This window comes from Domibacillus epiphyticus (assembly GCF_001975785.1).
Lineage (GTDB): Bacteria > Bacillota > Bacilli > Bacillales > Domibacillaceae > Domibacillus > Domibacillus epiphyticus.
Genome location: NZ_MSFI01000015.1, coordinates 1 through 26,715 on the forward strand (window position 1 = coordinate 1; position 26,715 = coordinate 26,715).

Here is a 26,715-nt window from a genome sequence, read left to right on the forward strand (position 1 = left end):
TGACGTTTTTATTGATTTTGTTCAGTTTTCAATGTTCAATTGTTTCGTTTACGACTTTAATATCTTAACCTTTCCGCAAAGTAATGTCAATCACTTTTTTGAAAAAGTTTTATATTTTGTTGTTCTATGTTGCTGACAACGAATATAAATATACCATCGTATTTTGTAAGAAGCAAGAACTTTTTTTGTGTTTCCTAAAGTTTTTTTAAAAACATAAAATCCCCCGGCTAATTACCGGGGGAATCAATTAATCTTTATGTCTCATAAGCGGGAATAACAGTACATCACGAATAGAAGGAGAGTTTGTTAAAAGCATGACAAGACGATCAATTCCTATTCCAAGCCCTCCTGTTGGAGGCATACCATATTCCAGTGCTTCGATGAAATCATCATCCATTTCATGCGCTTCATCATTTCCTTGTTCCCGCTCTTTTAACTGCGATTCGAATCGTTCACGCTGATCTATTGGGTCATTTAGTTCCGTAAATGCATTTGCATGCTCCCGGCCTACGATAAATAGTTCAAAACGATCTGTAAAGCGAGGATCTTCCGGATTTTTCTTTGCAAGTGGAGAAATTTCCACTGGGTGTCCGTATATAAAGGTTGGCTGAATAAGCTTTTCCTCTACTTTTTGTTCGAAAAATTCATTTACAATATGACCATATTGCATTGTTTCTTTGTACTCAATGCCATTTTCTTTTGCGAGTAGACGGGCTTCTTCGTCGCTCATTTCACGCCAAAAGTCCACGCCAGTGAATTCTTTTACAGCATCAACCATGTGAAGACGGCGCCACTCCGGTTTTAATTCAACTGTATGTTCACCATATTCGATTGTCGTTGTACCAATAACATCCTCTGCTACATGAGCAATGACGTTTTCAGTTAGACGCATGATATCTGTGTAATCTGCGTAAGCTTCGTACAGTTCGATCATTGTAAATTCCGGGTTGTGGCGGGTTGACACCCCTTCATTACGGAACACACGGCCGATTTCATATACTTTTTCCATACCGCCCACAATAAGGCGTTTCAAATGAAGTTCGATGGCAATCCGCATGTACAATTCCATGTCTAGTGCATTATGGTGCGTCACAAATGGACGGGCCGCTGCACCTCCTGCGATGGAATGCATCATCGGCGTCTCTACTTCCAAATACCCGTTGTTATCTAGATAACGGCGCATTGATTGGATAATGCGGCTGCGGGCAATAAATGTTTTCTGGCTGTCTGGACTTGTGATGAGATCTAGATAACGCTGTCGATAGCGCTGTTCAATATCTTTCAAGCCATGGTGTTTATCGGGAAGCGGGCGCAGTGCTTTTGTTAAATAAACGTACTCTGTTGCTTTAACAGAAAGCTCTCCTACGTTTGTTTTAAACAGCTTTCCTTTTACACCAATAATGTCACCAAGATCTGTGACTGTAAATAAATCGTATTGATCATCACCAACTGCGTCTTTACGAACGTAAATTTGAATTTGACCGCTCAAATCCTGCACGTGCGCAAACCCTGCTTTTCCTTTTCCACGCTTTGTCATTACACGCCCGGCAATAATCACTTCTGTTTCTTTTGCTTCTAATTCTTCTTTTGAAAACGAATCAAACTCAGCTGTAATATCTGCAGCTGTGTGAGTACGTTCGAAGCGGCCTCCGAACGGATCCAGTCCTTTATCTTTTAAAGACTGCAACTTCTCTCTTCTGACCAATAGCTGGTCATTTAATTCTTCACTCATTTCACGTCACTCCTATAATCAATTAAACCGCCTTAATGGACGCCTCTTTTTCTTCTACCTGATCAACAAATGTATTTAATAGCGTTGCAAGATCTTCCCGCGTTTCACACTCATTAATTTCTTTGCGAACTTTTCCATTTCCTCGGATTCCTTTTAAATACCAAGCGGCATGCTTGCGCATTTCACGTACAGCGACATTTTCGTTTTTCAAATCAATTAAGCGATCTAAATGAAGAAGGCATACGTCAATTTTTTCTCTAGGCGTCGGCTCACCGATCAGTTCCCCCGTTTCAAGATATTGAACAGTCTGGTAAATCATCCAAGGATTCCCTAGAGCGGCACGTCCGATCATTACAGCATCACAGCCTGTTTCATCAAGCATGCGCTTTGCATCTTGAGGTGTTTCAACATCGCCATTTCCAATCAACGGAATGTTAATGGATTGTTTCACTTCTTTGATGATATCCCAGTTAGCGTGCCCTTCGTACATTTGCACGCGTGTACGCCCGTGAAGAGCTACTGCCTGTCCGCCGGCACGTTCAACGGCACGGGCATTTTCAACTGCAAAAACATGGTCTTCGTCCCATCCCATACGCATTTTAACTGTTACCGGTTTATCTACAGCATCAACAACCGCCGATACCATTTCGTAAATTTTGTTCGGATCCAGAAGCCATTTTGCTCCTGCATCACATTTCGTGATTTTTGGCACCGGGCAGCCCATATTAATGTCTATTATATCTGCATTCGTGTTTTTATCAACGAAGCTTGCCGCCTGTACGAGAGATTCTCTTTCACCGCCGAAGATTTGAAGGCTAAGCGGTTTTTCCCGCTCATCGATATAAAGCATATTCATCGTTTTTTCATTTTGAAATACGATTCCTTTGTCACTAACCATTTCCGCACATACCAAGCCGGCACCGAATTCTTTAACTGTCAGACGGAAAGCAGAGTTACATACACCGGCCATCGGTGCGAGCACTACCCGGTTTTTTAATTCAACCGGTCCGATTTTCAACATGAATGATCACCTTTCTGTTTTTGCAAGTACGAAAAAGCGTCCGCCGTTTTCCAAAGCTTGACGCCTTCTCTTCCCTGCACATAGTGTAAACCTGTTTCAGGGATTTCAATCGCTGCATCTATTTCTTCCAGCGGAATGAGCACAAAAGCACGTTCGTTCATCCGTGGGTGAGGAATAATAAGGCTATCTGATTTAATATTGTCGTGATTATACATCAAAATGTCAAGGTCTATTGTCCGAGGGCCCCACCGGATTTCTCTCTTCCGGCCAAGTGTATTTTCAATTTCCAAGCACACTTTAAGCATCTCATGCGGTGTGAAGGATGTGTTTGCTTTCAGTGCAATATTCAAAAAAGGAGGCTGATCGGCATAACCGACCGGGTCTGTTTCATAAATAGAAGAAACCCTTTCAACGTTGATTTCCGTTTTTTTATTAAGCATCTGAACTGCTTCATGCAGGAGGGCTTCACGCTCCCCCATATTTGTTCCAAGCGATAAATACACATAATTATTCATTGACCGCGGCCCCTTGTAATTTCAATTGCGACAAAATCGTAATGGCCGGCAATAGGCGGATCCGGTTTAATGACTTTAACCGTACATGAACGAATTTGCTCGAAGGAATCCAGTAAATTACCGGCTATTCTTTCCGCCAGCGTTTCAACTAGATTAACTGGCTTTCCCTCCATGATACGTTTACAAATCTCATATATCTCCGCATAATTGACTGAATGATCAAGATCATCAGTTTCCCCTGCTTTTTTAAGAGATACATCCACTGTCACATCTGCACGGAAACGCTGTCCAAGCTTATTTTCTTCTGGAAAAACGCCATGATAGCCGTAAAATTCCATCCCCGTTACAAAAATTTTATCCATAAATATGACCCTTTCCGATTAATGCATCCATCATCCTCATCATTCTCGCAATTGGCTTAACATCATGAACACGGACGATATGACAGCCTTTTTGTACACCGAAGCAGCACGTCGCGCCTGTTCCTTCCATCCGCTCCTCTACCGGGACGTTAAGAACATAGTCAATCACCCTCTTGCGTGATGTGCCAAGCAGAACCGGATACCCTAACGCTGCAACATGGTCCAAATGCTGCATCATTTCAATATTTTGATCCATTGTTTTAACAAAGCCGATACCCGGATCGAGAATAATTTGATCATCTGGCACTCCTGCTTTTTTCGCAATCGTAATGCTCTCATGTAAATCGTTTAAGCAGTCCCGCATAAAATGGCTGTAGTCCATGTTGTCGCGATTGTGCATTAAAATAATCGGCACACCCATATTGGCAGCGACTGCTGCAATATCCGGATCTTTTTTTGCTCCCCAAATGTCGTTGATGATGGACGCGCCTGCTTCAACTGCCTTTTGAGCTGTTTCTGCCTTATACGTATCAATGGAAATCGGTACGTCCACGATACGCGCAACGGCTTCAATAATCGGCTGCACCCGGGTGATTTCATCATCGGCGGAAACAGGTATATGTCCTGGACGGGTCGACTCACCACCGATATCAATGATGTGTGCACCATCCTTTACCATTTGGACAGCATGCCGTACAGCTGATTCTGAATCGTTATAATTTCCGCCATCAGAAAACGAATCGGGCGTCGTATTTAAAATGCCCATTACATATGTCTGTTTATGAAAATCCAGTTCAAACCTTCCTGCTTTCATCTTCGCTTATCGCTCCTTTTTTTCATTTTAACATGAAAAAAACAGACTGCACGAAGCAGCCTGTTTTGAATTGTATTAATCAAATTGATAAAGCGGAGTGCTGAGGTAGCGTTCGCCGTTTGATGGAAGAATCGCCAATACTTTTTTGCCTTTGCCGAGTTCTTTTGCGACTTGAACAGCTGCAGCAATCGCCGCACCGGAAGAAATTCCGCCAAGGATTCCTTCTTCACGCGCTACGCGACGAGATGTTTCAAATGCTGTATCGTTATCAATTTGAATTACTTCATCATAAATTTTCGTATCGAGAATGGCCGGAACAAAACCTGCACCAATCCCTTGTATTTTATGAGGTCCTGGTTTACCGCCAGAAAGAACAGGGGAATCTTTCGGCTCGATTGCATAAATTTTTGCATTTGGCCATTTTTCTTTAATCACTTGACCTGCACCTGTAATGGTTCCACCAGTACCGATACCAGATACGAATGCGTCAAGCTGATCAAACTGTTCAGCGATTTCTTTACCTGTTGTGCGGCGGTGAATCTCAGGATTCGCTTCGTTTTCAAATTGCTGCGGCAAGAAGTAGCCATTTGCTTCAGCTAGTTCTTTCGCTTTACGGATTGCTCCACCCATTCCTTCTGGTCCTGGTGTCAATACAAGTTCTGCACCATAAGCGCGAAGCAAATTGCGGCGCTCCATACTCATTGTTTCAGGCATAACGAGAATGGCTTTATATCCTTTAGCGGCTGCAATCATCGCAAGTCCAATCCCTGTGTTTCCGCTTGTCGGTTCAATTAATGTACCGCCTGGCTGCAAGTTTCCTTTTTCTTCTGCTGCTTCGATCATCGCGAGCGCAATCCGGTCTTTAACACTGCTTCCCGGGTTCATGTATTCAAGTTTTACATATACTTCCGCACTATTTTCATCTACTACATTGTTCAATCTTACGACCGGTGTTTGACCGACTAATTCTGCTACTGAATTCGCTACGCGTACCATTAATCACTTACCTCCATTTAAATGCCGAGTATTTTCATTGGTTATATAGAATTTACCAGTCTTTAATTGAAAAGTCAATCTTTTTGATTAATTTCGAGATGAAAAAGAAAAAACCTGCTACTTTTAGCAGGTTTTCCAGAAAATCAAGCTTCTTTTTTCATTTGTTCAAGATCTTCTTTTGAAAAGATGTATTGCTCGTTACAGAAATGACATTGTGTTTCAGCGCCGCCATCTTCGTCTATCATTTCCTGAATTTCATCTTTGCCGAGACTCACAATCGCATTAGCAAAACGTTCTTTTGAGCAGGTGCATTCAAACTGAACAGGCATAGTCTCTAAAAACTTCACATTCTCATCACCGAGGATGTACGTTAAAATTTGCTCTGGTGTCAGTCCCTTTTCAATAAGCTTTGAAATAGGCTCCATATTGGTAATACGTTCTTCCAACGTTGTAATGGTGGCATCATCTGTATTTGGCATAAGTTGAATAATGAATCCCCCTGCTGCCAGAATGGAATTGTCCGGATTAACAAGCACCCCTACACCAACGGACGACGGCACCTGTTCGGAGACAGCAAAATAATAAGTGAAATCTTCTCCAAGTTCACCTGAAACGATTGGTGTCTGGCCGCTGAAGTTTTCACGAAGGCCAAGATCTTTTACAACGGTCAGCATACCGTCTGTTCCAACCGCACGGCGTACATCGAGTTTGCCTTGCTCGTTCAAATCAAAATGCGTCTGTGGATGTGTAATGTACCCACGGACATTGCCTTTTGCGTCGCTGTCGACGAGAATCGGGCCGGCTGGTCCGCCTCCTTCTATTTTCAGCGTTATCTTTTCATTCCCTTTCATCATTGCACCCATCATGACACCCGCTGTCATGGAACGGCCAAGTGCAGCGGAGGCTGTCGGCCATGAAGCATGTCTTCTTTGCGCTTCACCGACTGTTTTTGTTGTATCCACCGCATAAGCCCGGATCTGTCCATTAAACCCTAATGCCTTTACTAAATAATCGCTCACGTTCCTCTTCCTTTCATACGTTTCGTTTGTAAATTAACAAAAGACCTTTCAATGTTAAGTCTGGATCAACGACATCGATCATATCGCATTCTTTTGAAATAAGGGTTGCAAGACCTCCTGTGGCAATGACAGTTGGATTCGAGTTGTTTTCTTTTTTCATTCTGGAGACAATTCCCTCTACCTGGCCGACATATCCATATAATATACCTGCCTGCATGGCAGATACGGTGTTTTTGCCGACGATTGTGTCAGGACGGGCGATTTCGATACGCGGTAGCTTTGAAGCGCGCGTGTAAAGAGCCTCCGTTGAGATCCCAATTCCTGGCGCAATAGCCCCTCCCATGTAGTGTCCGTTTTCGTCGACATAACAATACGTCGTTGCTGTGCCAAAATCTACAATAATGAGAGGACAGCCATATTCATGAATGCCCGCCACCGCATTGACAATGCGATCCGCACCTACTTCGCGAGGATTCTCATATTTAATATTTAAACCCGTTTTGACCCCTGGCCCGACGACAAGCGGCAAAACATGAAAGTATTTTTCACACATCCGTTCAAGTGCTGCCATAATAGGCGGCACAACAGATGAAATGATTACACCTTCAATTTGCTCAAACCCAAGACCATCATGCTGAAATAAATTTTTTATCATCATGCCATATTCATCTTCTGTTTTATTCCGGCTCGTTTCAATCCGCCAATGATGCTTTAGTTCTTCCCCTTCATACACACCAAGCACTGTATTTGTATTCCCCACATCCAGTACAAAGATCAACCTTCTCACCACACCTGTTCGTCTATTTTTTCGTGTTTTATCATACCATACTCCTTGCAAAGGAAGAAAAAAGACGCCCGAAATACACTTTTCGGACGTCTTTTCGTTTATGCTTTTGGTTCTCCTCCATTTGGAGGATTCCTGAGATCATCTCGTACTTCCGTCACATCAGCAGCGTCTTCCGGCAAATTTGTCGTTTCCGTTGCTGGTGTTCCTTCTGTCGCACTAGTTTCGCCAGTTGGAACTGTATTGTCTTTTGACTCTTCTTCACTGTTAGAGTCATAGTTCCGTTCAGGCAGTGTGCCATGATCTGACAAATGTTTAATTTGTGCTGCATCGAGCGTTTCAACTTCAAGAAGGGTATTCGCAATGAGTTCAAGCTTATCGCGATTTTCTGTCAAGATTTGTTTAGCACGAGCATAGCACTCTTTAATAATTGTTTGAATTTCCGTATCAATATCATAGGCAATACGGTCCGAGTAATTTTGTTCGCTGTTAAAATCGCGCCCTAAAAATACTTGCCCTTGAGATTGACCAAATTGTAACGGGCCAAGTTTGTCACTCATTCCAAACTCCGTCACCATGCGGCGGGCAATACCCGTCGCGCGCTGGAAGTCATTGTGAGCGCCCGTTGAAACTTCACCGAAAATAATATCTTCCGCTACACGGCCGCCAAGGAGACCTGTGATTTTATCAAGAAGCTCCGGTTTTGTCATGAAATAACGGTCTTCTCTCGGAAGCATAACCGCATATCCGCCTGCTTGTCCACGTGGAACGATCGTTACTTTATGCACCATGTCAGCTTCATCAAGGACAAGGCCAATAACGGTGTGTCCCGCTTCATGGAATGCAACGATTTTCCGTTCTTTCTTAGAAATAACGCGGCTCTTTTTCGCAGGACCGGCAATTACTCGGTCTGTTGCCTCATCAACGTCAGTCATATCGATTTTTTTCTTATCTCCACGGGCAGCAACCAGTGCCGCTTCGTTTAATAAGTTTTCCAGATCCGCACCCGAGAACCCAGGTGTTCGCTGTGCAATTGCCTTTAAATCTACTGATTCATGGAGAGGTTTGTTGCGTGCGTGTACACGCAAAACCGCTTCACGGCCATTTACATCTGGACGGTCTACCGTTATTTGACGGTCAAAACGTCCCGGACGAAGCAGCGCCGGGTCAAGAATATCTGCGCGGTTGGTCGCCGCAATCATGATAATTCCTTCATTTGCACTGAATCCATCCATTTCAACAAGAAGCTGGTTGAGCGTTTGCTCACGCTCATCATGGCCTCCGCCAAGACCCGCACCGCGCTGACGGCCGACAGCATCTATCTCATCGATGAAAATGATACAAGGTGAGTTTTTCTTAGCATTCTCAAACAAATCACGAACACGGGAAGCACCGACACCGACGAACATCTCCACGAAATCCGAGCCGCTTATGGAGAAGAATGGAACTCCCGCTTCACCTGCAACGGCTTTTGCTAATAATGTTTTACCTGTACCTGGAGGACCTACAAGAAGGACCCCTTTCGGAATGCGGGCACCGAGTTCCGAAAACTTGCGAGGATCTTTCAAAAATTCAACTACCTCAACAAGTTCTTGTTTTTCCTCATCCGCTCCTGCTACATCGTTAAAGCGGACTTTTTTCTTTTCATCATTGTAAAGGCGGGCTTTACTTTTACCGAAGTTCATGACACGGCCGCCACCGCCGCCTTGTGCCTGATTCAGCAAGAAGAAGAAAAAGATAAAAATAATGAGGAATGGGATGATTGTTGTAAAAAATTGCACCCATCCACTTGTTTCTTTAGCCGGAAGAACGTTTACTTCTGCATTTTGAGCCGCTTCATTAATCTGGTTAAGCATTGTATCGTTACCTGTTACATACGTAACAAACACTTCGTTATCTGCTGCACCTTTCAGCTCTCCTCGTATTTCATATACGTTACGCTCCGGCTGTAGTGTAAATTTTTCAACGTCATCTTGTTCGAGATGCGTTATGAACTCTTTATACGTGATATCATTCGTTGCTGCATTATTGTTGTTGAAATAACTGACAACACCAATAATTACAAGAAAAACGAGTAAATAAAATAGGGTATAGCGAAAAATTCTGTTCATCCCTTACCTCCTCCCGAAAAAAACTGACTATATGCAATATTATCATACAAAAAGTTGGTGTTACAACTATTTGAACCTTCATTCAGCCTGTTTAATGAACCCATTTATTCACCTTCAGCTGCCGTATAAATTGACGGTTTTAAAACACCAATATACGGAAGGTTGCGGTAGCGCTCTGCATAATCAAGTCCATAGCCGACAACGAATGCGTCCGGAACTGTAAAGCCAACCATGTCCGCTTTAATCGATGCTTTTCGGCCGGTGGGTTTATCTAGAAGCGTGACAATTTTCACGGATTTAGCTTTCCGGTAATGAAACAGTTCAACCAGATAGCTTAATGTAAGACCGCTATCAATAATATCTTCGATAATTAACACATCACGTCCTTCAACAGATGTGTCCAAATCTTTAACAATTTTCACTTCTCCGGACGAAACCGTTGATTTTCCATAGCTTGACACGTCCATAAAATCAATTTCGAGATGTGTGTCTACACGTTTAATGAGATCGGACATAAATGGCATTGCGCCCTTCAATACGCAGACAAACAGCGGAAAGCGGTCTTTATACTCTTCTGTCAGCTTCTCGCCGAGCTGTTTCACTTTTGCCTGTATTTCTTCTTCAGAAATGAGCACTTCTTCAATATCGTTACGTAACAATAGATTTTCCTCCCAGAATTGGATCATTCCTTTTCATAAATTAACAGCATTGACCCAGAGTGTTCGTGAATCGACTTGCGAATTCCCGGTACCCAGAGCACTGTTCCAGCGGCATCCGTCACGACCGGAAGATGATCCCGAAACGCGAATGGTATCTTTTCGTCAATTAATAAACGGGCCAGCTTTTTTGAACCGCTCATTCCTTTTAATTGAATTTTGTCCCCTTCCAGCCGTGTCCTAATACAGATTGGCCATTGAAGTTGATCTGATTTCAATTGAAAGCATTCTGCTTCGGGCGGACATTCTCCTTCTTTTTTTATCGAAAAAACCCCTCCTGCCGGCCAATTTATACGATCCCCAGGAAAGAGAAAGAATTCCGTTTCCTTTTTCCGGGTATCATCTGCTTGAAAAGAAAACAAACAGTGTTCACCAATTTTTTGAACGATAAGACCGGCTGGAAGGTTCAACTTCGTTGAAGGAGCAGATGATTGAAGCAGCTGCAAAATGTGCTGAATATGTAGAAAAGAAAACGCTGTTTTTCCATGATAAAGATAGTTTAATATTAGTTGAATCACCCTTCTTTGTAAAGGCAAAGGCACTCCTATAAACCGACTGATCTGAAGCGTTACTTTTTCATTCTGCCAAACGGTCAAATGTTCCATTTCCTGCTGCGCAAGCGTCAGTAAAAAATCTTCATCTTCTTTTCTTTCTTCACTAAAACGCTGTACATGAGTGTGGACTCTTTTATTTTCCTGTTTAATGAATGGCAGCACATTATGGCGAAAACGATTCCGGGTGTAATTCAATTTTTGATTGCTTGGATCTTCCCGATACTGGATCATATTTAACTTGCAATAGGAAAGGATTTCTTCTTTCGAAACAATTAAAAACGGGCGGATAATTGACCCTGATGCAAATGGGCGCTTTACTGGAATTCCCGTGTACGAGTGTGCTCCTCTTGTCAGCTGCATAAACACCGTTTCAATTTGGTCATCTGCATGATGTGCAGTCGCAAGTTTATTTGCAGCCAGTTCCCCCATTGCTTCTTCAAAAAAAGTGTAGCGGACGCTGCGTGCTGCTTCTTGTATGCCCCGTCCCGTTCGCACCGATTCATCTCCCGCATCTATTTGCCCCGCTTTAAAAGGAATAACCCTCTCCCGGCAAAATGATTCAACAAATAACAAATCCTCGTATGATTCATATCCACGCAGCATATGATCAACATGAACGGCGCTAATCGTAATACCAAATTTTTCACGATGCTCAAATAAAAAATGAAGCAATGCCATCGAGTCAGAACCTCCTGATACAGCAACCGCCACGTGATCGCCTGATTGAATAAGCTGATTCGATTGGATAAAGTGTTTAATCTGTTCTTCAAAAGCCTGCATAGTTCCCGCTCCGCTTCTCATCGTTTCTTTCAGTGTAACAAAAATAGAACACACACGACGGTTAAAATAATAAACAAAACGGGCCACTTTCGTAATTTTTTCTTTTGTTTTTTTCTTTTCCTTAACGCTTCTCTTCCTGACAAACAAACAAGCAATTCTTTTTTCATTGTCAATGCACAGTCATATTGACCATGTAGTGCGTTTTTTAATATTGGTGCCGCTTTACGGAGAACCAACGAAGAATCAATAATGTCAACAAGACGATCGATCCGGCCCGATACTTCCTGCACTTCATTTTTGTGCACAAGTGCCACTGTTAACACAGTGGCAGCGAATAAATCATAAGACGGTTCAGCTTCTCGTGTCCCTGAATGCCAAGCCGCCCTGTCGTAAAGAGCCGTGTACTCTTTAACGGAACGCCCCAGCTTCGTAATGCCACCCATATCGACAGCTCGAATAAGATGTGCCGATCCCGAAACGATAAAGTTTTCCGGCTTTAAGTCACCCATTATTTTTCCGGATTGATGAAGCGGTGCTAAAAAATCAAGAAGCCGAAGCAAAATAATGAAGCTCCACTCTTTTTTTTTGCTCCTCATAAATGTATGAAGCATCAGTCCGTCAATGTACTCCATAATATAAAAAGGGTAAATCACACCATTTTTTTCTACATCGTCCGCCTCAATAAAAAAAGGTCCGGGAGAAAATCCCCTGACCGGTTCGAGTGATTGCAATGTGTTTGTTTCAGCTGCGACCGCAGAAGAATCGGCAAATTTTAATGCTGCCTGTCCGATTGCCCCCCTCACGAGATAAACGATTCCATTCGCCCCCCGGCCGATTTCTCTTTCCACATGCCACTTATGTCCGGTCCATTTCCCGTATAAGATCTCACCCGGCACGGCTTCATATCGTTTTTTCATCATATTCATCCATTTCAAGAAACGAAGAGAGCGCCTGTCTAATGGCTGGACCTGTCGGGGTAATACCGCCTGATGCAAGCTGCGGAAACGATTCAGCTAATTTTTTTGCATCGGATGTCCAGCTAATTCGCTCTTCTGCCGCACTGTATTTCCCAGGAAATGTCCACAAAGAAAATGAAGAATCTCCACTTCGCGACTGCATAGTAACCGACAGGTCGTACAATGCTTCTTTAACAGCCGGAAGTTTTTTCTTCATGCTGGCGCTTATATCTGTTAATATGAGCAATTTTAATGCCGCTTCTTCGCTAATCTCTTCTACCTTTTCCGCAATTTCGCTTCTTTTTTCAGGAGGCAGAGATTCAACACGAGCATCGTTGTTTAAAATTTCCCGCAGCTCTTGATTTATAATGCTGTAAATCGTACCGGTCATCGCCTGTCTTGTCACATTAACCACTGTTTCTGATAACGATTGAGCCCGTACAATCCGGCTCTCTCCGCCACCGGACCTCGCGATCGCTTCAATTTCCTGAAGCCCTTCTGCCCGGCCGCTGTCATCAACAATACCAATTACATTTACAGTAATGCCGCACTGTAAAGCGTAAGCAGCCATCGCAGCCGGATCTTCTCCAGCATTTGAGCAGCCGTCTGTTAATAAAAGCAGCTGTCTGATCGTCCCCATATTCATGATCGTCTCCGCCTTTCATTGTTTTTCTACATAATCGACGGAAATAAGCAAAATTATACAGCCCGGCGTCTTGTTGGACGTTTTTTCTTTTTCTCAGACGGTTCAACATCATAAACAGGAATTGCGGCCCATTCCGGTAGGTTATGCTCTACACGCGCTACACATAGAGTCATATCATCTTTTATTTGGCCAGACTGTGTGCGAATCACTTCCTCCATTAATAAGTCAGCAAACTGCTGCGGATCATTCGTTTCGATCGATTTAATTTTTCGCTTCATCCACATATCCGCATTTTCAATAAAATCAGGACCTTCAAAAACCCCGTCACTCATCATGATCAGTAAGTCACCGGATTTCAGCTGTTCATGGACCGTTTCCACTTCGAATTGCTGCAAGATGCCAATTGGTATATTGCCTGCCTCTACTTTAAGTACTTGATCGCCGCGCTTAATAAAACTTGGGGATGATGCAACCTTTAAAAAGACCGTTCTCGCATCCTGCAAATCAATAATAGCTAAATCGAGCGTTGAAAAGACCTCATCGGTTGTCCGCAATGATAAAATGGAATTAATTGATTTTACTGCTACTTTTTCTTCAATGCCAGACTGCAATATTTGCTTTAATAAACTGATTGTGGCGCTGCTTTCTTCGTGCGCCCGATTTCCGTTACCCATTCCATCGCTAATCGCAAGCGCAAATTTACCGATTCCAATTTCAATCGCTGAATACGAATCACCTGATACGAGTCCACCCCCTTTGGCCGCATGAGCTAGACCTGTCACCACACGGAATGCTTTTGCGGATCGAAATACGCTTCTTACACCAGAGCCGTCCTCCTGTTCACGGACAACGATGATATATTCATCCAATAAATCGGATAAAATCGGTGCAATGATCTTTTCACTTTCGCCGTGCCCTTTTGAATATGGGATCGTCATTTCGATATCAATCGCGCCTTTTTGAACACTAAATACGTCAATATCGGTAATTTCCATTCCAAATGATTCGATCGCAGACGTTATCTTTTCTTCCTGTGTACAATGTGTTGCTTCTTCACGCTGCATTTCCTTAGCAAAATCTCTCATCACTTTGGACACGCCTTCTAGCTGATCCGCCACAATTTTCCGGCTATCCCGCATTTGCTGTTTTAACTTTTTATTCGCACGGTAGTATGTCAGCTGTGAGCGGATCTCTTCTTCCACACGGTTTGGACGGAAACATCGGCTCTCAAGCTCTTTTGAAAGTTTTGGAGACAAGAACTCCTTTCCTGCATCGGCTTCCTCCAGCACATTTTTCATTAGCTCATACGTTTCTTCAAATTGATATGCCCAGCACTGTTCTTTTTTGAAGCACGTTTGACACGTTTTTGCCGTAATGCCGCTTAAAAACAAATCAATCTCTCGTTCTTCTCCTTCCTGCCTGTGCTCTGACTGCGAAAAACTGTGTGCTAAGGCATCAAATAAATCTGAAAACTGATCCATCCTGTCTGCGGTTACATCTCTTATTTTTCTCAAATACCTCTGTTGTTCAATCGAATGTTCCGCCGTTCCAGGGATTAATTTTGACACATGGTCTGTCCACGTTTTTGGCGTCATAAATAATAATAGTGCCGCTGCGGCTGATTCATAAAAAGCCGTCATATTCGTTACATTTCCTTCCCCGTAAAAGCCGGCCAGCACAGTAGCAGCCATTAACCCGGAAACCGCTCCGCCCCGTTTCCATTCTTTAAATAAGCCGCCTAGAAGCCCTGCAAAGGCAAGAATACTCATTTCATGAAAATCATTGATCCCGGCTAAACTTAAAATAAGCCCGCTCACAACACCGGCTGCTGATCCAAACGCCGCACCGGATAAGAAAGAAATGGTTGTGACAAGATACCTGGCTGCAATATGATCTGCCGCAAGACCGCCTATTGACCATCCAACCAATCCAGTCGCCGCTGATGCGAATACAATAAGGATTCCGATCCATTCTTCTGTTTTTAACGTGCGAATTCGTCCAGACAAGGATAAAAACGGGATACATTGCATAAAGATAAGTGTCAGCACGAATGCAAGTGATGCTTCCACAGCAGCCAGAACAAGATCATACGCTGGCAAAAATTCCTGACCATTAACCATATAGGCAAAAACACTTTTTACGGCAAGAGTCGTGAAAAAGACAAAAAACGGAATGGGTGCTGTTTCTCCTTTATGAAGAGATTTAAATATGCGGTGTAAAACAAGGAAACAAAGTAAAACCATGAAGGTGCTGGCCACATTCAGCGCTGAAACTGAAAATGCCCCTGCGAGAACTGACACAAACACCCGTGGAGCCATATCTTTTCTCATAACAAAAACAGCCGCGAAAAAAGAAAGGGCAAATGGAGATAGCTGCGAAAGCAATAAAGCCCGTCCAAATAAAAAGCCCGCCGGAAACAATATCCAGCCGCGATCAAGTAAATAAAAAGCTGTTTTCCCCGCCAACCCGCTGCTCCATTTCCGGTCGAGAACTACTTTTCCTGTCACCCCGTGCTCTGCTTTTTGCAACTCAACCCACTCCCCTTTTTATTATTACGATGAAGTATAAAAGAAAGCGGCTTCAAACTTTGTCAAACGAAGGAAATTTTCCCAAAAAATCGTTCGACAAAATTACATCATTTATAAAAAATAATGTTGACATTTCATTCGCCTGCAGTTATTATATTCATTGTGCTGTAAGAGAAAGCGCGTTATTTGGCGGTGTAGCTCAGCTGGCTAGAGCGTACGGTTCATACCCGTGAGGTCGGGGGTTCGATCCCCTCCGCCGCTATAATGGTTGGCTGTAACGACTGTTTAGTTGTTTATAACACGAGAAGCTGTTCGTTGAAGCAGATAATAATAATAAGGCCCCTTGGTCAAGCGGTTAAGACACCGCCCTTTCACGGCGGTAACACGGGTTCGAATCCCGTAGGGGTCATCTCAAAAAGGATCGGCGAGCATAGCTCGCTGATCCTTTTTTCTTTTAATTTAATGTAAAAAAGTCGTACCCGATCCCTGGATTTTCATTTAATTTAATAATCGGTCCTTGAAAAGGAGACATTTTGTCATCGTTGTCCTCCAACCATAACGGTGCATCAAGATCAATTTTTACAATGTTCGGATGAGCACAGGCTAGATGGGCAGCCGCCAAAACACCCGGGACGCTTTCCATCATGCTTCCCATCATACACGGTATTCCACCGGCTTCCGCTATATCGGCAATTTGCATGGCGCGGACAATTCCCCCCGTTTTCATTAGCTTAATGTTTAACAAATCCACCGCCTTCTTTTGAATTAATTCCAGCGCCTGATCGGGGGAAAATACACTTTCATCAGCCATAATTGGTGTATACACTTGATCTGTCACATATTTTAATGAATCTATATCGCCTGCTGGAACAGGCTGTTCGATTAGTTCAATTTGTAAACAAGCATCTTCCCATCCGTTAATAATTTTTACCGCTTCTTTTTTACCCCAGCCTTGATTAGCGTCTATGCGAATTTGAATAGATGGCCCAACCGCCTCACGTATCGCTTTTATTCTTTCAACATCTTTCCGTCCATCAATCCCAGCTTTTATTTTCAGTGTTTTAAACCCTTTTTCAACACCTGCCAAAGAATCTTCAACCATTGTCTCCGTCTCATTAATGCTGATTGTCAAATCATTTTCAAGAACATTGGTTTCCCCTCCTAGCACCTGATAAAGAGGAAGTCCCAAAAGCTTAGAATACGTATCGAACAACGCCAATTCAAAACCTGCTTTTGCACTTGTATTGCCGATGCATGATGATTGAACGGCTCTTGAAAGACTCGATATTTGTAAAATATTTCTCCCTATGAACCTTGGGATAAGAATATTTTTCACTATCGATTCCATGCTTTGAATCGTTTCCCCTGTGATGACGGCAGCCGGCGATGCTGTACCAATTCCAAACATCCCGTTTTCTAGTTCTATGCGCATCATAACGATTTCAATATCATTCACTGCCCTCAATGCAGTCACGAACGGTTTTTTTAACTTCAAGCGCCGTTTTTTTACCTCTACTCTCGTTATTTTCAATCATATCCCTCCATCAAAAACAGGATGATGATTTACAATATCGCTTTACTCTTCTCCATAGAACCCCAATTTTGATTCTTTTACTTCAACCTTTACTATAATAGATAATTATTAAACACATAAAAAAATGGACCTGAATGTAACTATTCAGATCCATTGAAAAATTCTAATTATATATCGACAGGCAGCAACGTTAGCCTCGTCTTCCGCCTCTTCCTCCGCGGCGAGAGTCCGTTTGACGCTTTAACGTTGAAATGCGTTCTTCGCTGTCTTTCAAGAAACGGGCCATTTTCGACTCAAAGTTCTCGACTGGCGGTTGTCCACCACCACGCGGTCCTTTTTGACGGAAATCACCCTGGCGTTGTGGACGCGGACGATATTGCGTTTGCGGCGCCGGATTATCTTTTGCTTTACGAATGGATAAACCGATTTTACCGTCTTTCTCAACATTCAATACTTTTACTTCCACTTCATCGCCGACAGTCAGGTGATCATTAATGTCTTTGACATAATTATCCGCCACTTCACTAATGTGAACGAGACCAGTCGAACCTCCCGGCAATTCAACGAACGCACCAAACTTTGTAATGCCGGTTACTTTACCCTGTAACTTGCTGCCCACTTCGATTGACATAAAAAAATTGTTCCTCCTTAAAATTGTTCGAACTTTACTTAATATTATAGTACGTAAAAAAAGAGTGTCAATAAGACACTGCTTTCTTACTCTTTCACTTGCTGCTCTTTTTGATCCGATTCAGGAATATTAAAGATAATTTCCCCTTCTTCAGACAGAAAATAGTCTTTCCGGGCAAGATCCGCAATATACTCGTCGTCCTTTAGCCGTTCCAGTTCTTCTTCCGATTGTTTTTCCTGCTTTTCCAGTTCAGCCAGCTGCTGTTTTGCTTCAGCAAGTTTTTCCTCTTTTGCTTCTAGACTCGTAGATTGTGTTGCAACAGCGGACATCATCGCACCAAGAACAATAAGTGCGATCACCCCAAACGCTGTCAATCTCCGCATGAGTTTTCTTTTTTGCCGTAATTGAAACATTGATTTTTTTTCTTGAGTCGATATGAACGCGTTTTTCAACGATGACACTTTTTCCCGGTTCAATCCGCGCATCGGAGTTCCTCCAACATTTATTTTTTCAAACGGCCAATTGCCGCCAACGGTCGTAATAAGATGGTCTTTACTATCCATAATAATAGAAAATGACTCATTCTGACAAGGGAAACCACAATTTTTGCTAAGAAACGAACAGGTGCGATAATAAAAATAGATACGATTGTTTTAATCATTGTTACAACTAATCCAAATAAGAAAAAAACAGCTTGAATAACAGGAAGAAAAATACGCCTGAAGAAAAGGAAATAAACAACTAAACCAAACAACAAAAATAGAAAGAATTGGAGCCTTACTTGTCCTGAATTGACGTGATACAAGGCGGTAAATAACGAAATCGCATAACCGGTCCAGAATAGACTATCGCTGAAAAAAAGCAGATAGATCTTTTTGGGTCTGATCCGACGGTACACATCAAGCAGCATTCCAAAACAAATACCCATTGCAGCCATCAAAAGTGCTGTTTGGACTTGTGTATCGAGATTCATTTTGACCGTTTGAAAAATGATTTCCCCGCACTGCTGTCCACATACAAAAACGAACTGATCCGGCCTTCAATTGCTGCTTTTTTATTAACGGTATCAAAATGCTTCATTTTTAGCCCGCTGCCGCGCACCTTTAATTTTCCCATCACTGTCTGCAGCAAAAATTCCGAACTGTCAAATCGCTCCACCTGCTGAACCCCCGTTAGTTCAACGGTTTTCCGTCCTGCCATACTCACTGTATGCTCCTGCTTCATATCCACATTGTTCATCCCCTTCCGTGTTGTTCCTATCTAAAACAATATGCAATCATCGTCGGTATTATGAAAAAAGCATTCGCTCTGTAGCGAATGCGAAAATGGGGTTTTTGTCTTTTTGTTTTAGCTTTATTAGCTGCTTCTTGATTGTAGCGGCACAATATCTTGATTGCTAATTCGGTATAAAAAAACGGCTGTCGACTTGGCCGACAGCCTGATGTATTCGCTCTGTAGCATGCTTTCTATTTTACTCGGATAGCTGTTCTTCTTTTAACACTTCATACATGCCTGCTGCTTCTTCTTTTTTCGTTGTATCAAGCAGCCTTTCTACGCGGACCGTCATAATACGGCGGCCGAGGCGGATTGTCAGTTCATCACCAAGCTTTACATTTGAACTTGCTTTCCCTTCTATTCCGTTAATTAAAATCCGGCCCTGGTCAGCCACTTCTTTTGCCAGTGTGCGGCGTTTAATAATACGTGATACTTTTAAAAATTTATCCAGTCTCATGTTCGTCTCTCCTCTTTTTTCGCTTCATTCCACAATGAATCAAGCTCGTCCAGTGTATATGCCGAATACGGTCTGCCGCTTTCTATTACACGGTCCTCTATAAATTCAAAACGGCGCCGAAACTTACTATTGACAGAAGTAAGAGATTCTTCTGGGTGAATATCGTAGAAACGCGCCACATTAATAAGTGAAAATAGGAGATCACCAAATTCTTCATTCATACGGGAAGCGTCACCCGCTTCTGTTTCTGCGAGAAACTCCGCCCATTCCTCTTTTACTTTTTCAATTGCACCTGCAGCTGAGTCCCAATCAAACCCTGCCTTCGCTGCTTTTTTCTGAATTTCATACGCCGAAATCAATGCCGGCAGTCCTTTCGAAATCCCATCGAGCCAGCGTTCCTGTATATTCCCTTTTTCCTCTGCTTTTATGGCCTGCCAGTTCGCTTTCACGTCATCGATTGTTTCTGCACTTGCATCGCCAAAGACATGCGGATGACGGCGGACCATTTTCGATGAGATAGATTGAATAACATCTTCAATGGTAAACATGCCTTCATCCTCGCCAATTTGTGCATGCAGCAGCACCTGGAGAAGCACATCACCCAGTTCTCCGACCATCGCATCGTCATCTTCTTCATCAATGGTCTCAAAAAGTTCGTATGTTTCTTCAATTAAATATTTTTTCAGTGAGGAGTGTGTCTGTTTCAAATCCCATGGACACCCTCCATCCGGGTCTCGCAGACGTGCGATAATGCTGCGCACGACCGAAAATTCCCGGTACGTATCTTCCTCTTTTTTAATTGGGGGTACGTACACGCTCGTTAAATTATTAAGTGACACGGCATGGTCAAGTTCATAAAGCGGAACAGTTTTCTGAACTTCATTTTCACTTCCAGCTGCGGTTACGATTGTCACTTCATGTTCATCCGGATACTTTTCCATCAGCGTCAGCTTCACATCAGACGCTACAAAAGAGTCGTACACCTGCGCGATAATGACATGACCGAAAATGTGAATGTGATCACGGTGCAACGCTGTCCCATCGAGCAATTGAAAGCCGTCTGCAGGATCAATTTCAATACTGGCAAACAGCGCATCCAGAAAACTGTGACCTCCGGCAATAACGACATCGACTTCACCCGTACGCTTTCGTTCAAGCAGCAGCTGGACGGTCTTTTCTGCAGCCATCGGATGACCAGGGACTGCGTATAAAATGGGTTCAACTGCCGATTTTTCAATGAGCTGTTCAACAATTTCATCATATACATCCTCAAAGCGGTCATGACGCTCATACACATCGTCAAAGCTTTCAAAATGAACCCCTTCTGATTGTAAGACGGATACAACTGGATGCTCCTTCGTTCTTAGCCATACTGTATTTGATTCTTTTAAGAGACGGTATACACCAAGCGGCATTTGTTCTAGGTCAGCCGCGCCAAGTCCAACAATTGTAATTTTTCTCGTCATTGCATGTCACATCCTCATATTGCGTTTCGCAGTCCAATGGATGATTTTCGATCCAAATGGCAAAATTCGCAGTTCATCTTCATTTAATACTTCCCATTTTACCATGAAAAAGAAAAACAGACAGGCTCCGAACAGCGTCCCGCCAATGGCAATTACTCCATTCATCACACGCCCAGCCTCTTCTGGCAGTAGTAATCGAACAGCAAAGAAAATAACACCTGCCATAACAATGGAGACCATGGACGTTTTGAATATAAACTTCCCGGTAAACAGCGGCTCTTTTTGATGTTTTTTTAACATGACCGACAAAAACAGCACACCAGCGAGCAAAGAGACCACTGTGGAAATGGATGCACCGTATAAGCCATATATAGGAATAAACAAAGCATTCATTGTCCATTTAAAAACAAGGGCTATCGCTGTGCCTGCTGCCGGAATCCAGTCATTGCCGATCCCCTGGAATATAGCACTCATCGTTGACATAATCGAATAAAAAAAGATGGATACCGCGAATATAGCTAATACTCCTGAACCATCCTTTGTTTCAAATAACATCATGTTAAGCGGTGCCATTAAAGACACCAGACCACTTGAAGCTGCAAGACCGAGTGAAAAACTGATTCGGAGTGCCATCTGGCTGTACAAGGAAACTTCGGGATTATCTTTTTCTTTTGCCGCTTTCGATAGGAGCGGCACGACCGTTAACGCAATGGAAACCGCAGCCACAACTCCGAGTTGAAGCAGCGGCTGTCCGCGGTCATAAATCCCTTTCCATTCTTTTGCTGCATCATCAGGTATGCCTGATGTTACGAGCCCTATGTATAACTGAAACGAATCAGCAAGCTGAAGCAGCACGAGTGTTAAGGAAGAAAAACAAATAGCACTGCCTCTAATCAGAATTATTTTCATTACGTTACGATCTACTTGAAACGGGATGAACATTTTCTTTTTCCTGCTAAACAACCACATGACAATAATTGACGCTATCATGCCAAGCAATGAACCTGCAACTGCACCAAACCCGGCCTCATAGAGAGACCGGCCAGAAAAAACAATGTACAGCGAAAATAATAAAATACAGGCTACGCGAGTGGATTGTTCAGCTATTTGCGATGACGCAGTCGGGATCATTTCTTCCTCACCCTGAAATGCACCGCGCCAGACCGTTATATACGGCATTGCTAAAAAGAAAAAAGCACTTAACTGAATAAGCGGTTCCAGCTGTTCATCCCCCATCGCCGCTGCGATCCAATTGGCGGAAAAAAATAAAAAGAAGAACGAAATAATCCCCATTATACTAATCATAAAAAAAGCTGTCTGGATCTGTGTGCGTTTTGTCTTTTCATCCGCACCTGCAACTAGACGTGAAATGACAACCGGAAAGCCTGCTCCAGCAAGACCTGCTGCAATGCCGTAAAACGGATATACTTGCTGGTAAATGTAGAAGCCTGTATCCCCAACTATATTTTGAAAAGGCACACGGTACACTGCGCTTAATATTTTTACAAATAATGCCGCAATGGTTAACAGCGCCGCACCTTTTATGAATGATCTCTTTCCCTCCATGCGACCACCTCTGTCACTACTTTACTCATTTATTCCATGTTTGCAAAGAAAAACCCGGCTCCACAGCCGGGAGTCCGGGTTAACGCTCCATTTGTCTGCCAAAAAAAGCGGCAGCGACAAAAACAGCCTTTTGTTCTGCTTCTCCTGCAATTCGTTCTTCTGAGAATAGAACAACCGCACCGATTGCGTCACCTGCTGCAATAATCGGTGCAATAAAGTATGATTTAGCCTCCACAGCACGGCCATCGACAAATTCTACTTCACGTGCGCTGCTATCTTCAGCGGATCTCCGCTCTTGAATAACAGCCTCGACAATTTGACCGATTTTACGTTCGACGAAATCCTTCTTTTTCACACCGGCAGCAGAGACAACTGTATCACGATCACAAATTAATATTGAATAATTCAGACTGTCAAACAGCGCTTCCGCATACTCCTGTGAAAAATCACCGAGCTCAGTAAACGGTGAATATTTTTTCAATATGACTTCTCCGTCACGGTCCACAAAAATCTCCAGCGGATCTCCTTCACGAATGCGGAGGGTGCGGCGTATTTCTTTCGGAATGACCACGCGGCCAAGATCATCAATACGGCGAACAATTCCTGTAGCTTTCATGTTTCAGATGCCTCTCTTTCACCATAAAAAATATCGAAACCTTTTACTATGGTGTTAGTATCTTTCAATGGAAGCATTCTATACATGTAGTTACGCTTGTTTTTTTGCGGTCCCGAGCTCACTGATCAATTCATACGCAGCATTAAACCAGCCTTGTTCCGGCGCTTTTTTAATATCGATCGTAATTTTTAGTTTTTGATCTTCCATGCCGAGTCCGCACATACGGCCATACTTGTTGCAAATAGCCACTACTTTCGAGCCATTGATTTCATTCGTTCCCTCGGTGCTCATTAAAATGATTACCTGATCTTTTAACTGTTTCATTGATTCGAGCTTTGTTTTCACTGCATGTACTTTTAATTCAGCTACTTTAAATAAGTCCGCCACTTGAGGAGGATAGTCACCGAAACGATCCGTCATTTCTTCTTTCAGTTCCGCAATTTCATCAAATGAATCGGCCGAACGGAATCGCTTGTACATATCGATTTTTTGCGCACTGTCCGCAATGTACGAATCAGGGATGTAGGCATCTAATGACACATCCACTTCAAATGATGGAGATGTCTCCTTCGTATCTCCGCCACGTTTTTGCTCAATTGCTTCTTTCAGCATTTGTGAATATAGATCGAATCCAACCGAATCTATAAACCCATGCTGTTGGGCACCAAGCAAGTTTCCTGCCCCGCGAATCGACAAGTCGCGCATCGCAATTTTAAAACCAGACCCGAGTTCTGTGAATTCTTTAATAGACTGGAGCCGTTTTTCCGCCGGTTCCGATAGTACTTTGTCTTTTCGGTACATAAAATACGAATACGCCACGCGATTGGAACGTCCAACGCGTCCGCGTATTTGATAGAGCTGGGAAAGACCCATCCGATCCGCATCATGCACAATAAGCGTGTTAACGTTCGGGATATCCACGCCTGTTTCAATAATGGTCGTTGTGACCAGAACATCAAATTCTCCTTCTAAAAAGCCAAGAATGACCGCTTCTAGTTCTGTTTCTGTCATCTGTCCATGTGCATACGTAACGCGTGCATCCGGCACAAGCATCGATATTTCATCGGCACGGCGTTCAATATCCTCGACCCGATTATATAAGTAGAACACCTGACCCCCACGTGCGATTTCCCGTTCTGCTGCTTCACGAACAAGACCCAGATTATGTTCAACGACATACGTCTGTACCGGAAAACGGTTTTCCGGCGGCGTTTCAATGACCGATAAGTCACGTACACCGAGCATCGACATATGAAGTGTCCGGGGTATCGGTGTCGCCGTTAATGTTAAAACATCAACATTTGTTTTCAGCCGTTTAATTTTTTCTTTATGCGTTACACCGAACCGTTGCTCCTCATCGACGATAAGCAAGCCGAGATCATGATACTGAACATCTTTTGATAAGAGACGGTGTGTGCCAATGACAATATCAACTGTCCCTGCCTTCAATCCCTTCAACGTTTCCGTTTGTTGCTTTCGGGTCCGGAAGCGGCTTAAAAGCCCGACTTTTACAGGAAAGTCCTGCAGGCGTTCTTTTAACGTTTCATAATGCTGCTGAGCCAGAATCGTAGTCGGGACTAGAATTGCAACTTGCTTTCCATCCGCTGTTGCTTTAAATGCAGCGCGGATTGCGACTTCTGTTTTGCCGTAGCCAACGTCGCCGCATAGAAGGCGGTCCATTGGCTGTTCTCGTTCCATATCGTGTTTAATTTCTTGAATAGAACGAAGCTGATCCTCCGTTTCCTCATATGGAAATGCAGATTCAAATTCACGCTGCATATCACCATCGGGTGAAAAAGCATATCCCCTTGCCGCTTCACGCTCGGCATACAACTTTAATAAGTCATCGGCAATGTCTTGCACAGAAGACTCGACTTTCTTTTTCACCCGTTTCCATTCACTGCCGCCGAGTTTATATATTTTCGGTTCTTTTCCTTCCGAACCGACATATTTTTGAACGAGTTCAATTTGCTCTACCGGGACAAATAATTCATCGGTCCCCTGGTACTTGATCTTTAAATAATCTTTATGAATACCGTTAATCTCGAGTGTTTCAATGCCGAGATACTTCCCGATTCCATGATTAACGTGAACAACATAATCACCTGTTTTTAGCTCGGAATAGCTTTTAATACGCTCAGCATTTGATAGTTTCTGGCGCCTTTTGCTTTTCGGAGCTTTTTTATTAAACAATTCCTGCTCCGTAATGACGGCGAGTTTTAAAAGCGGAAATTCAAACCCGGATGTTAATGCACCAGGTCCAGTCTGGACAACACCTTCAATGACCTCATTCCGATCTTTTATCATGGTTGCTTCCATGCCGTAGTCATCGAGCGTTGCTTTTATTTTTTCAACGCGTTCCATTGTTTCACCTAAAAACAAAACGGTTGTGCCGGATTTTTTCCATCGATCGATCTCGGCTTCAAGTACATTCATCTGTCCATGGAAATTTTGCATTGGGCGAGCAGAAAAATTGACGATGTTTTCCGGCTTGCCGCCAGCAGTTTGGCGCATAAAGAGCGATAAATAAACAGACGTCTGACGGACTGACTGCACTGCTTCCTGCAGCGAATAGGCGAGTTTCAATCCATGCACTGCTTTTCCCTCTTCAATAAGTGCTGTATACCATTCTGCTTCTTCTTTCTCAAGCGACTCGCTTATTTCTTTAATACGGCTCATTTCATCAAAAAAGATCACGCCATCTTCCGGTAAATAAGATGTTACAACAGCCGTCTCGTTATACAGCAAAGATGTATATTTACCGATTTCATTAATGCGGACCCCTTCTTTTAACTTTTCAATATCGGCTCCAATGTACGTATTGAGATGCTTTTTCACTTCCGGACTGCCGATTTTTTTTACTGTGTCAGCCAGTGACTGTTCAAGACGGCCGGCAAGTGCTGCAAGTTCTTTTGTCGATGCCGGCATTTCCTCAGCCGGACCAATTAATACGGTTTTCATGCTGTCAATGGAACGCTGAGTATCGAGTGCAAATGTCCGAATGGAATCAATTTCTGTATCAAACAATTCAATACGGATCGGATGTTCAAAGGTTAGGGGATAAATATCTACAATGCCTCCCCGAATGCTGAACTCGCCTGGTGCATAAACCATATCAGCCCGTTCATAGCCCATTTCCACAAGCTCTTGCTTGAGGGATGCAAGATCAACATCTTCACCTACTTCAAACGTTTTTTGAAGTCGCTTCCACGTCTCTTTCGCCGGAAGCAGTTTTTTAAGACCCGCAGCTGGAACGATATAAATGCCTGTACCATCCAAAACGAGATGATTCAGCATGTCAATTCGCTGCGCCCTTAGTTCAGGACTCGAAATACTAATTTCGGCAGCAATTAATTCATTCGCGGCGTATAAATAAACGTCATCTTCAGACGTAAATTGGGTCAGGTCATCATATAGCTTTTGCGCCTGAAGCATATTGTATGTGACAATCATGACCGGCTTTTTCAGTTTTCGGTACGCGGCAGCCGCAAAAACCGCCCGCAGCGAGCCAGACAGCCCGGCAGCAAGCTGTTCTCTCATGCCTGCTTCCATCCCGTTTATCACCGACTGCGCTTCTTCATTTTTCAAAAATAGTTCAAGTAAATTGTTCATAGTTGGGACCCCCTCTCTATCCAA

24 protein-coding genes and 2 tRNA genes are annotated in these 26,715 nt (G+C 43.2%); 2 read left to right on the plus strand and 24 right to left on the minus strand.

Features of this window, described 5'->3' with window-relative positions; all coding sequences use genetic code 11:
* Positions 1–247: 247 nt before the first annotated feature.
* From lysS to spoIIE, 14 genes are all read right to left on the minus strand, one after another.
* A complete protein-coding gene (gene lysS / locus BTO28_RS10030; protein ID WP_076765855.1) occupies positions 248–1,732 on the minus strand; it encodes a lysine--tRNA ligase in 1,485 nt (494 codons plus the stop codon).
* Between the two features lie 22 nt (positions 1,733–1,754).
* On the minus strand, positions 1,755–2,753 hold the full coding sequence (gene dusB, locus BTO28_RS10035; protein ID WP_076765857.1) for a tRNA dihydrouridine synthase DusB: 999 nt from the start codon (positions 2,751–2,753) through the stop codon (positions 1,755–1,757).
* Positions 2,747–3,268 (minus strand): 2-amino-4-hydroxy-6-hydroxymethyldihydropteridine diphosphokinase, encoded by a 522-nt coding sequence (folK, locus tag BTO28_RS10040; RefSeq protein ID WP_076765859.1) that lies wholly within the window; start codon positions 3,266–3,268, stop codon positions 2,747–2,749. Before folK ends, dusB begins: the two co-directional genes overlap by 7 nt.
* Complete coding sequence (gene folB, locus BTO28_RS10045; protein WP_076765861.1) at positions 3,265–3,630, minus strand: dihydroneopterin aldolase; 366 nt, start codon at positions 3,628–3,630, stop codon at positions 3,265–3,267. The genes folK and folB overlap by 4 nt, the downstream gene beginning before the upstream one ends.
* Entirely contained in the window at positions 3,623–4,444 is an 822-nt protein-coding gene (gene folP, locus BTO28_RS10050; RefSeq protein ID WP_076765863.1) for a dihydropteroate synthase, read from the minus strand. Before folP ends, folB begins: the two co-directional genes overlap by 8 nt.
* A 75-nt stretch (positions 4,445–4,519) precedes the next feature.
* A complete protein-coding gene (gene cysK / locus BTO28_RS10055) occupies positions 4,520–5,440 on the minus strand; it encodes a cysteine synthase A (RefSeq protein ID WP_076765865.1) in 921 nt (306 codons plus the stop codon).
* 143 nt (positions 5,441–5,583) lie between these two features.
* A complete protein-coding gene (hslO, locus tag BTO28_RS10060) occupies positions 5,584–6,459 on the minus strand; it encodes an Hsp33 family molecular chaperone HslO (RefSeq protein WP_076765868.1) in 876 nt (291 codons plus the stop codon).
* Between the two features lie 13 nt (positions 6,460–6,472).
* Complete coding sequence (locus BTO28_RS10065; RefSeq protein WP_076765871.1) at positions 6,473–7,237, minus strand: type III pantothenate kinase; 765 nt, start codon at positions 7,235–7,237, stop codon at positions 6,473–6,475.
* 107 nt (positions 7,238–7,344) lie between these two features.
* Positions 7,345–9,354, minus strand: a complete 2,010-nt coding sequence (gene ftsH / locus BTO28_RS10070) for an ATP-dependent zinc metalloprotease FtsH (RefSeq protein ID WP_076765873.1) — start codon at positions 9,352–9,354, stop codon at positions 7,345–7,347.
* 104 nt (positions 9,355–9,458) lie between these two features.
* Positions 9,459–10,013, minus strand: coding sequence for a hypoxanthine phosphoribosyltransferase (gene hpt / locus BTO28_RS10075; RefSeq protein WP_095532675.1), 555 nt, complete (start codon positions 10,011–10,013; stop codon positions 9,459–9,461).
* A 23-nt stretch (positions 10,014–10,036) separates the two neighbouring features.
* Positions 10,037–11,404, minus strand: coding sequence for a tRNA lysidine(34) synthetase TilS (gene tilS / locus BTO28_RS10080; RefSeq protein ID WP_076765877.1), 1,368 nt, complete (start codon positions 11,402–11,404; stop codon positions 10,037–10,039).
* 29 nt (positions 11,405–11,433) lie between these two features.
* Complete coding sequence (locus tag BTO28_RS10085) at positions 11,434–12,321, minus strand: protein kinase domain-containing protein (RefSeq protein WP_076765879.1); 888 nt, start codon at positions 12,319–12,321, stop codon at positions 11,434–11,436.
* Positions 12,305–13,006, minus strand: coding sequence for a vWA domain-containing protein (locus tag BTO28_RS10090; RefSeq protein WP_076765881.1), 702 nt, complete (start codon positions 13,004–13,006; stop codon positions 12,305–12,307). The genes BTO28_RS10085 and BTO28_RS10090 overlap by 17 nt, the downstream gene beginning before the upstream one ends.
* Positions 13,007–13,059: 53 nt before the next feature.
* Positions 13,060–15,534, minus strand: a complete 2,475-nt coding sequence (spoIIE, locus tag BTO28_RS10095; protein WP_076765883.1) for a stage II sporulation protein E — start codon at positions 15,532–15,534, stop codon at positions 13,060–13,062.
* A 188-nt stretch (positions 15,535–15,722) separates the two neighbouring features.
* Between spoIIE and BTO28_RS10100 the strand changes: the two genes are divergently transcribed.
* Together BTO28_RS10100 and BTO28_RS10105 are read left to right on the plus strand one after the other, a co-directional pair.
* Positions 15,723–15,796: transfer RNA gene (locus BTO28_RS10100), tRNA-Met, on the plus strand.
* 75 nt (positions 15,797–15,871) lie between these two features.
* Positions 15,872–15,943, plus strand: a tRNA-Glu gene (locus BTO28_RS10105).
* Positions 15,944–15,988: 45 nt separating this feature from the next.
* Here the strand turns inward: BTO28_RS10105 and BTO28_RS10110 are convergent.
* From BTO28_RS10110 to mfd, 10 genes are all read right to left on the minus strand, one after another.
* On the minus strand, positions 15,989–17,065 hold the full coding sequence (locus tag BTO28_RS10110) for a dipeptide epimerase (protein ID WP_076765886.1): 1,077 nt from the start codon (positions 17,063–17,065) through the stop codon (positions 15,989–15,991).
* A gap of 193 nt (positions 17,066–17,258) precedes the next feature.
* Positions 17,259–17,699 carry a S1 domain-containing RNA-binding protein gene (locus BTO28_RS10115; RefSeq protein WP_076765888.1) on the minus strand — a complete coding sequence of 147 codons (441 nt, stop codon included), beginning with the start codon at positions 17,697–17,699 and terminating at the stop codon, positions 17,259–17,261.
* Positions 17,700–17,785: 86 nt separating this feature from the next.
* Positions 17,786–18,184, minus strand: a complete 399-nt coding sequence (locus BTO28_RS10120) for an FtsB family cell division protein (protein WP_076765890.1) — start codon at positions 18,182–18,184, stop codon at positions 17,786–17,788.
* 17 nt (positions 18,185–18,201) lie between these two features.
* Entirely contained in the window at positions 18,202–18,672 is a 471-nt protein-coding gene (yabQ, locus tag BTO28_RS10125) for a spore cortex biosynthesis protein YabQ (protein WP_076765892.1), read from the minus strand.
* A complete protein-coding gene (locus BTO28_RS10130) occupies positions 18,669–18,923 on the minus strand; it encodes a YabP/YqfC family sporulation protein (protein ID WP_233129866.1) in 255 nt (84 codons plus the stop codon). The genes yabQ and BTO28_RS10130 overlap by 4 nt, the downstream gene beginning before the upstream one ends.
* Positions 18,924–19,170: 247 nt before the next feature.
* Positions 19,171–19,431, minus strand: coding sequence for an RNA-binding S4 domain-containing protein (locus BTO28_RS10135; protein ID WP_076765896.1), 261 nt, complete (start codon positions 19,429–19,431; stop codon positions 19,171–19,173).
* Positions 19,428–20,897 carry a bifunctional methyltransferase/pyrophosphohydrolase YabN gene (gene yabN / locus BTO28_RS10140; RefSeq protein ID WP_076765898.1) on the minus strand — a complete coding sequence of 490 codons (1,470 nt, stop codon included), beginning with the start codon at positions 20,895–20,897 and terminating at the stop codon, positions 19,428–19,430. The genes BTO28_RS10135 and yabN overlap by 4 nt, the downstream gene beginning before the upstream one ends.
* 6 nt (positions 20,898–20,903) lie before the next feature.
* On the minus strand, positions 20,904–22,463 hold the full coding sequence (locus BTO28_RS10145) for a putative polysaccharide biosynthesis protein (RefSeq protein ID WP_076765900.1): 1,560 nt from the start codon (positions 22,461–22,463) through the stop codon (positions 20,904–20,906).
* A gap of 79 nt (positions 22,464–22,542) precedes the next feature.
* Positions 22,543–23,079: a stage V sporulation protein T gene (spoVT, locus tag BTO28_RS10150; protein WP_076765902.1), complete on the minus strand. Its 537-nt coding sequence runs from the start codon at positions 23,077–23,079 to the stop codon at positions 22,543–22,545.
* Between the two features lie 90 nt (positions 23,080–23,169).
* Entirely contained in the window at positions 23,170–26,691 is a 3,522-nt protein-coding gene (gene mfd / locus BTO28_RS10155) for a transcription-repair coupling factor (RefSeq protein ID WP_076765904.1), read from the minus strand.
* Positions 26,692–26,715: the final 24 nt, after the last annotated feature.

Bases quoted from the DNA above. Each gene is read 5' to 3' on its own strand.
- cysK (WP_076765865.1), bottom strand. From the start codon at position 5,440: ATGGTACGCGTAGCGAATTCAGTAGCAGAATTAGTCGGTCAAACACCG.
- BTO28_RS10130 (WP_233129866.1), bottom strand. From the start codon at position 18,923: ATGAAGCAGGAGCATACAGTGAGTATGGCAGGACGGAAAACCGTTGAA.
- mfd (WP_076765904.1), bottom strand. From the start codon at position 26,691: ATGAACAATTTACTTGAACTATTTTTGAAAAATGAAGAAGCGCAGTCG.
- spoVT (WP_076765902.1), bottom strand. From the start codon at position 23,079: ATGAAAGCTACAGGAATTGTTCGCCGTATTGATGATCTTGGCCGCGTG.
- BTO28_RS10120 (WP_076765890.1), bottom strand. From the start codon at position 18,184: ATGCGCGGATTGAACCGGGAAAAAGTGTCATCGTTGAAAAACGCGTTC.
- BTO28_RS10085 (WP_076765879.1), bottom strand. From the start codon at position 12,321: ATGAAAAAACGATATGAAGCCGTGCCGGGTGAGATCTTATACGGGAAA.
- BTO28_RS10090 (WP_076765881.1), bottom strand. From the start codon at position 13,006: ATGAATATGGGGACGATCAGACAGCTGCTTTTATTAACAGACGGCTGC.
- BTO28_RS10135 (WP_076765896.1), bottom strand. From the start codon at position 19,431: ATGAGACTGGATAAATTTTTAAAAGTATCACGTATTATTAAACGCCGC.
- dusB (WP_076765857.1), bottom strand. From the start codon at position 2,753: ATGTTGAAAATCGGACCGGTTGAATTAAAAAACCGGGTAGTGCTCGCA.
- folB (WP_076765861.1), bottom strand. From the start codon at position 3,630: ATGGATAAAATTTTTGTAACGGGGATGGAATTTTACGGCTATCATGGC.
- BTO28_RS10145 (WP_076765900.1), bottom strand. From the start codon at position 22,463: ATGGAGGGAAAGAGATCATTCATAAAAGGTGCGGCGCTGTTAACCATT.
- folP (WP_076765863.1), bottom strand. From the start codon at position 4,444: ATGAAAGCAGGAAGGTTTGAACTGGATTTTCATAAACAGACATATGTA.
- yabQ (WP_076765892.1), bottom strand. From the start codon at position 18,672: ATGAATCTCGATACACAAGTCCAAACAGCACTTTTGATGGCTGCAATG.
- BTO28_RS10115 (WP_076765888.1), bottom strand. From the start codon at position 17,699: ATGTCAATCGAAGTGGGCAGCAAGTTACAGGGTAAAGTAACCGGCATT.
- folK (WP_076765859.1), bottom strand. From the start codon at position 3,268: ATGAATAATTATGTGTATTTATCGCTTGGAACAAATATGGGGGAGCGT.
- tilS (WP_076765877.1), bottom strand. From the start codon at position 11,404: ATGCAGGCTTTTGAAGAACAGATTAAACACTTTATCCAATCGAATCAG.
- yabN (WP_076765898.1), bottom strand. From the start codon at position 20,897: ATGACGAGAAAAATTACAATTGTTGGACTTGGCGCGGCTGACCTAGAA.
- lysS (WP_076765855.1), bottom strand. From the start codon at position 1,732: ATGAGTGAAGAATTAAATGACCAGCTATTGGTCAGAAGAGAGAAGTTG.
- ftsH (WP_076765873.1), bottom strand. From the start codon at position 9,354: ATGAACAGAATTTTTCGCTATACCCTATTTTATTTACTCGTTTTTCTT.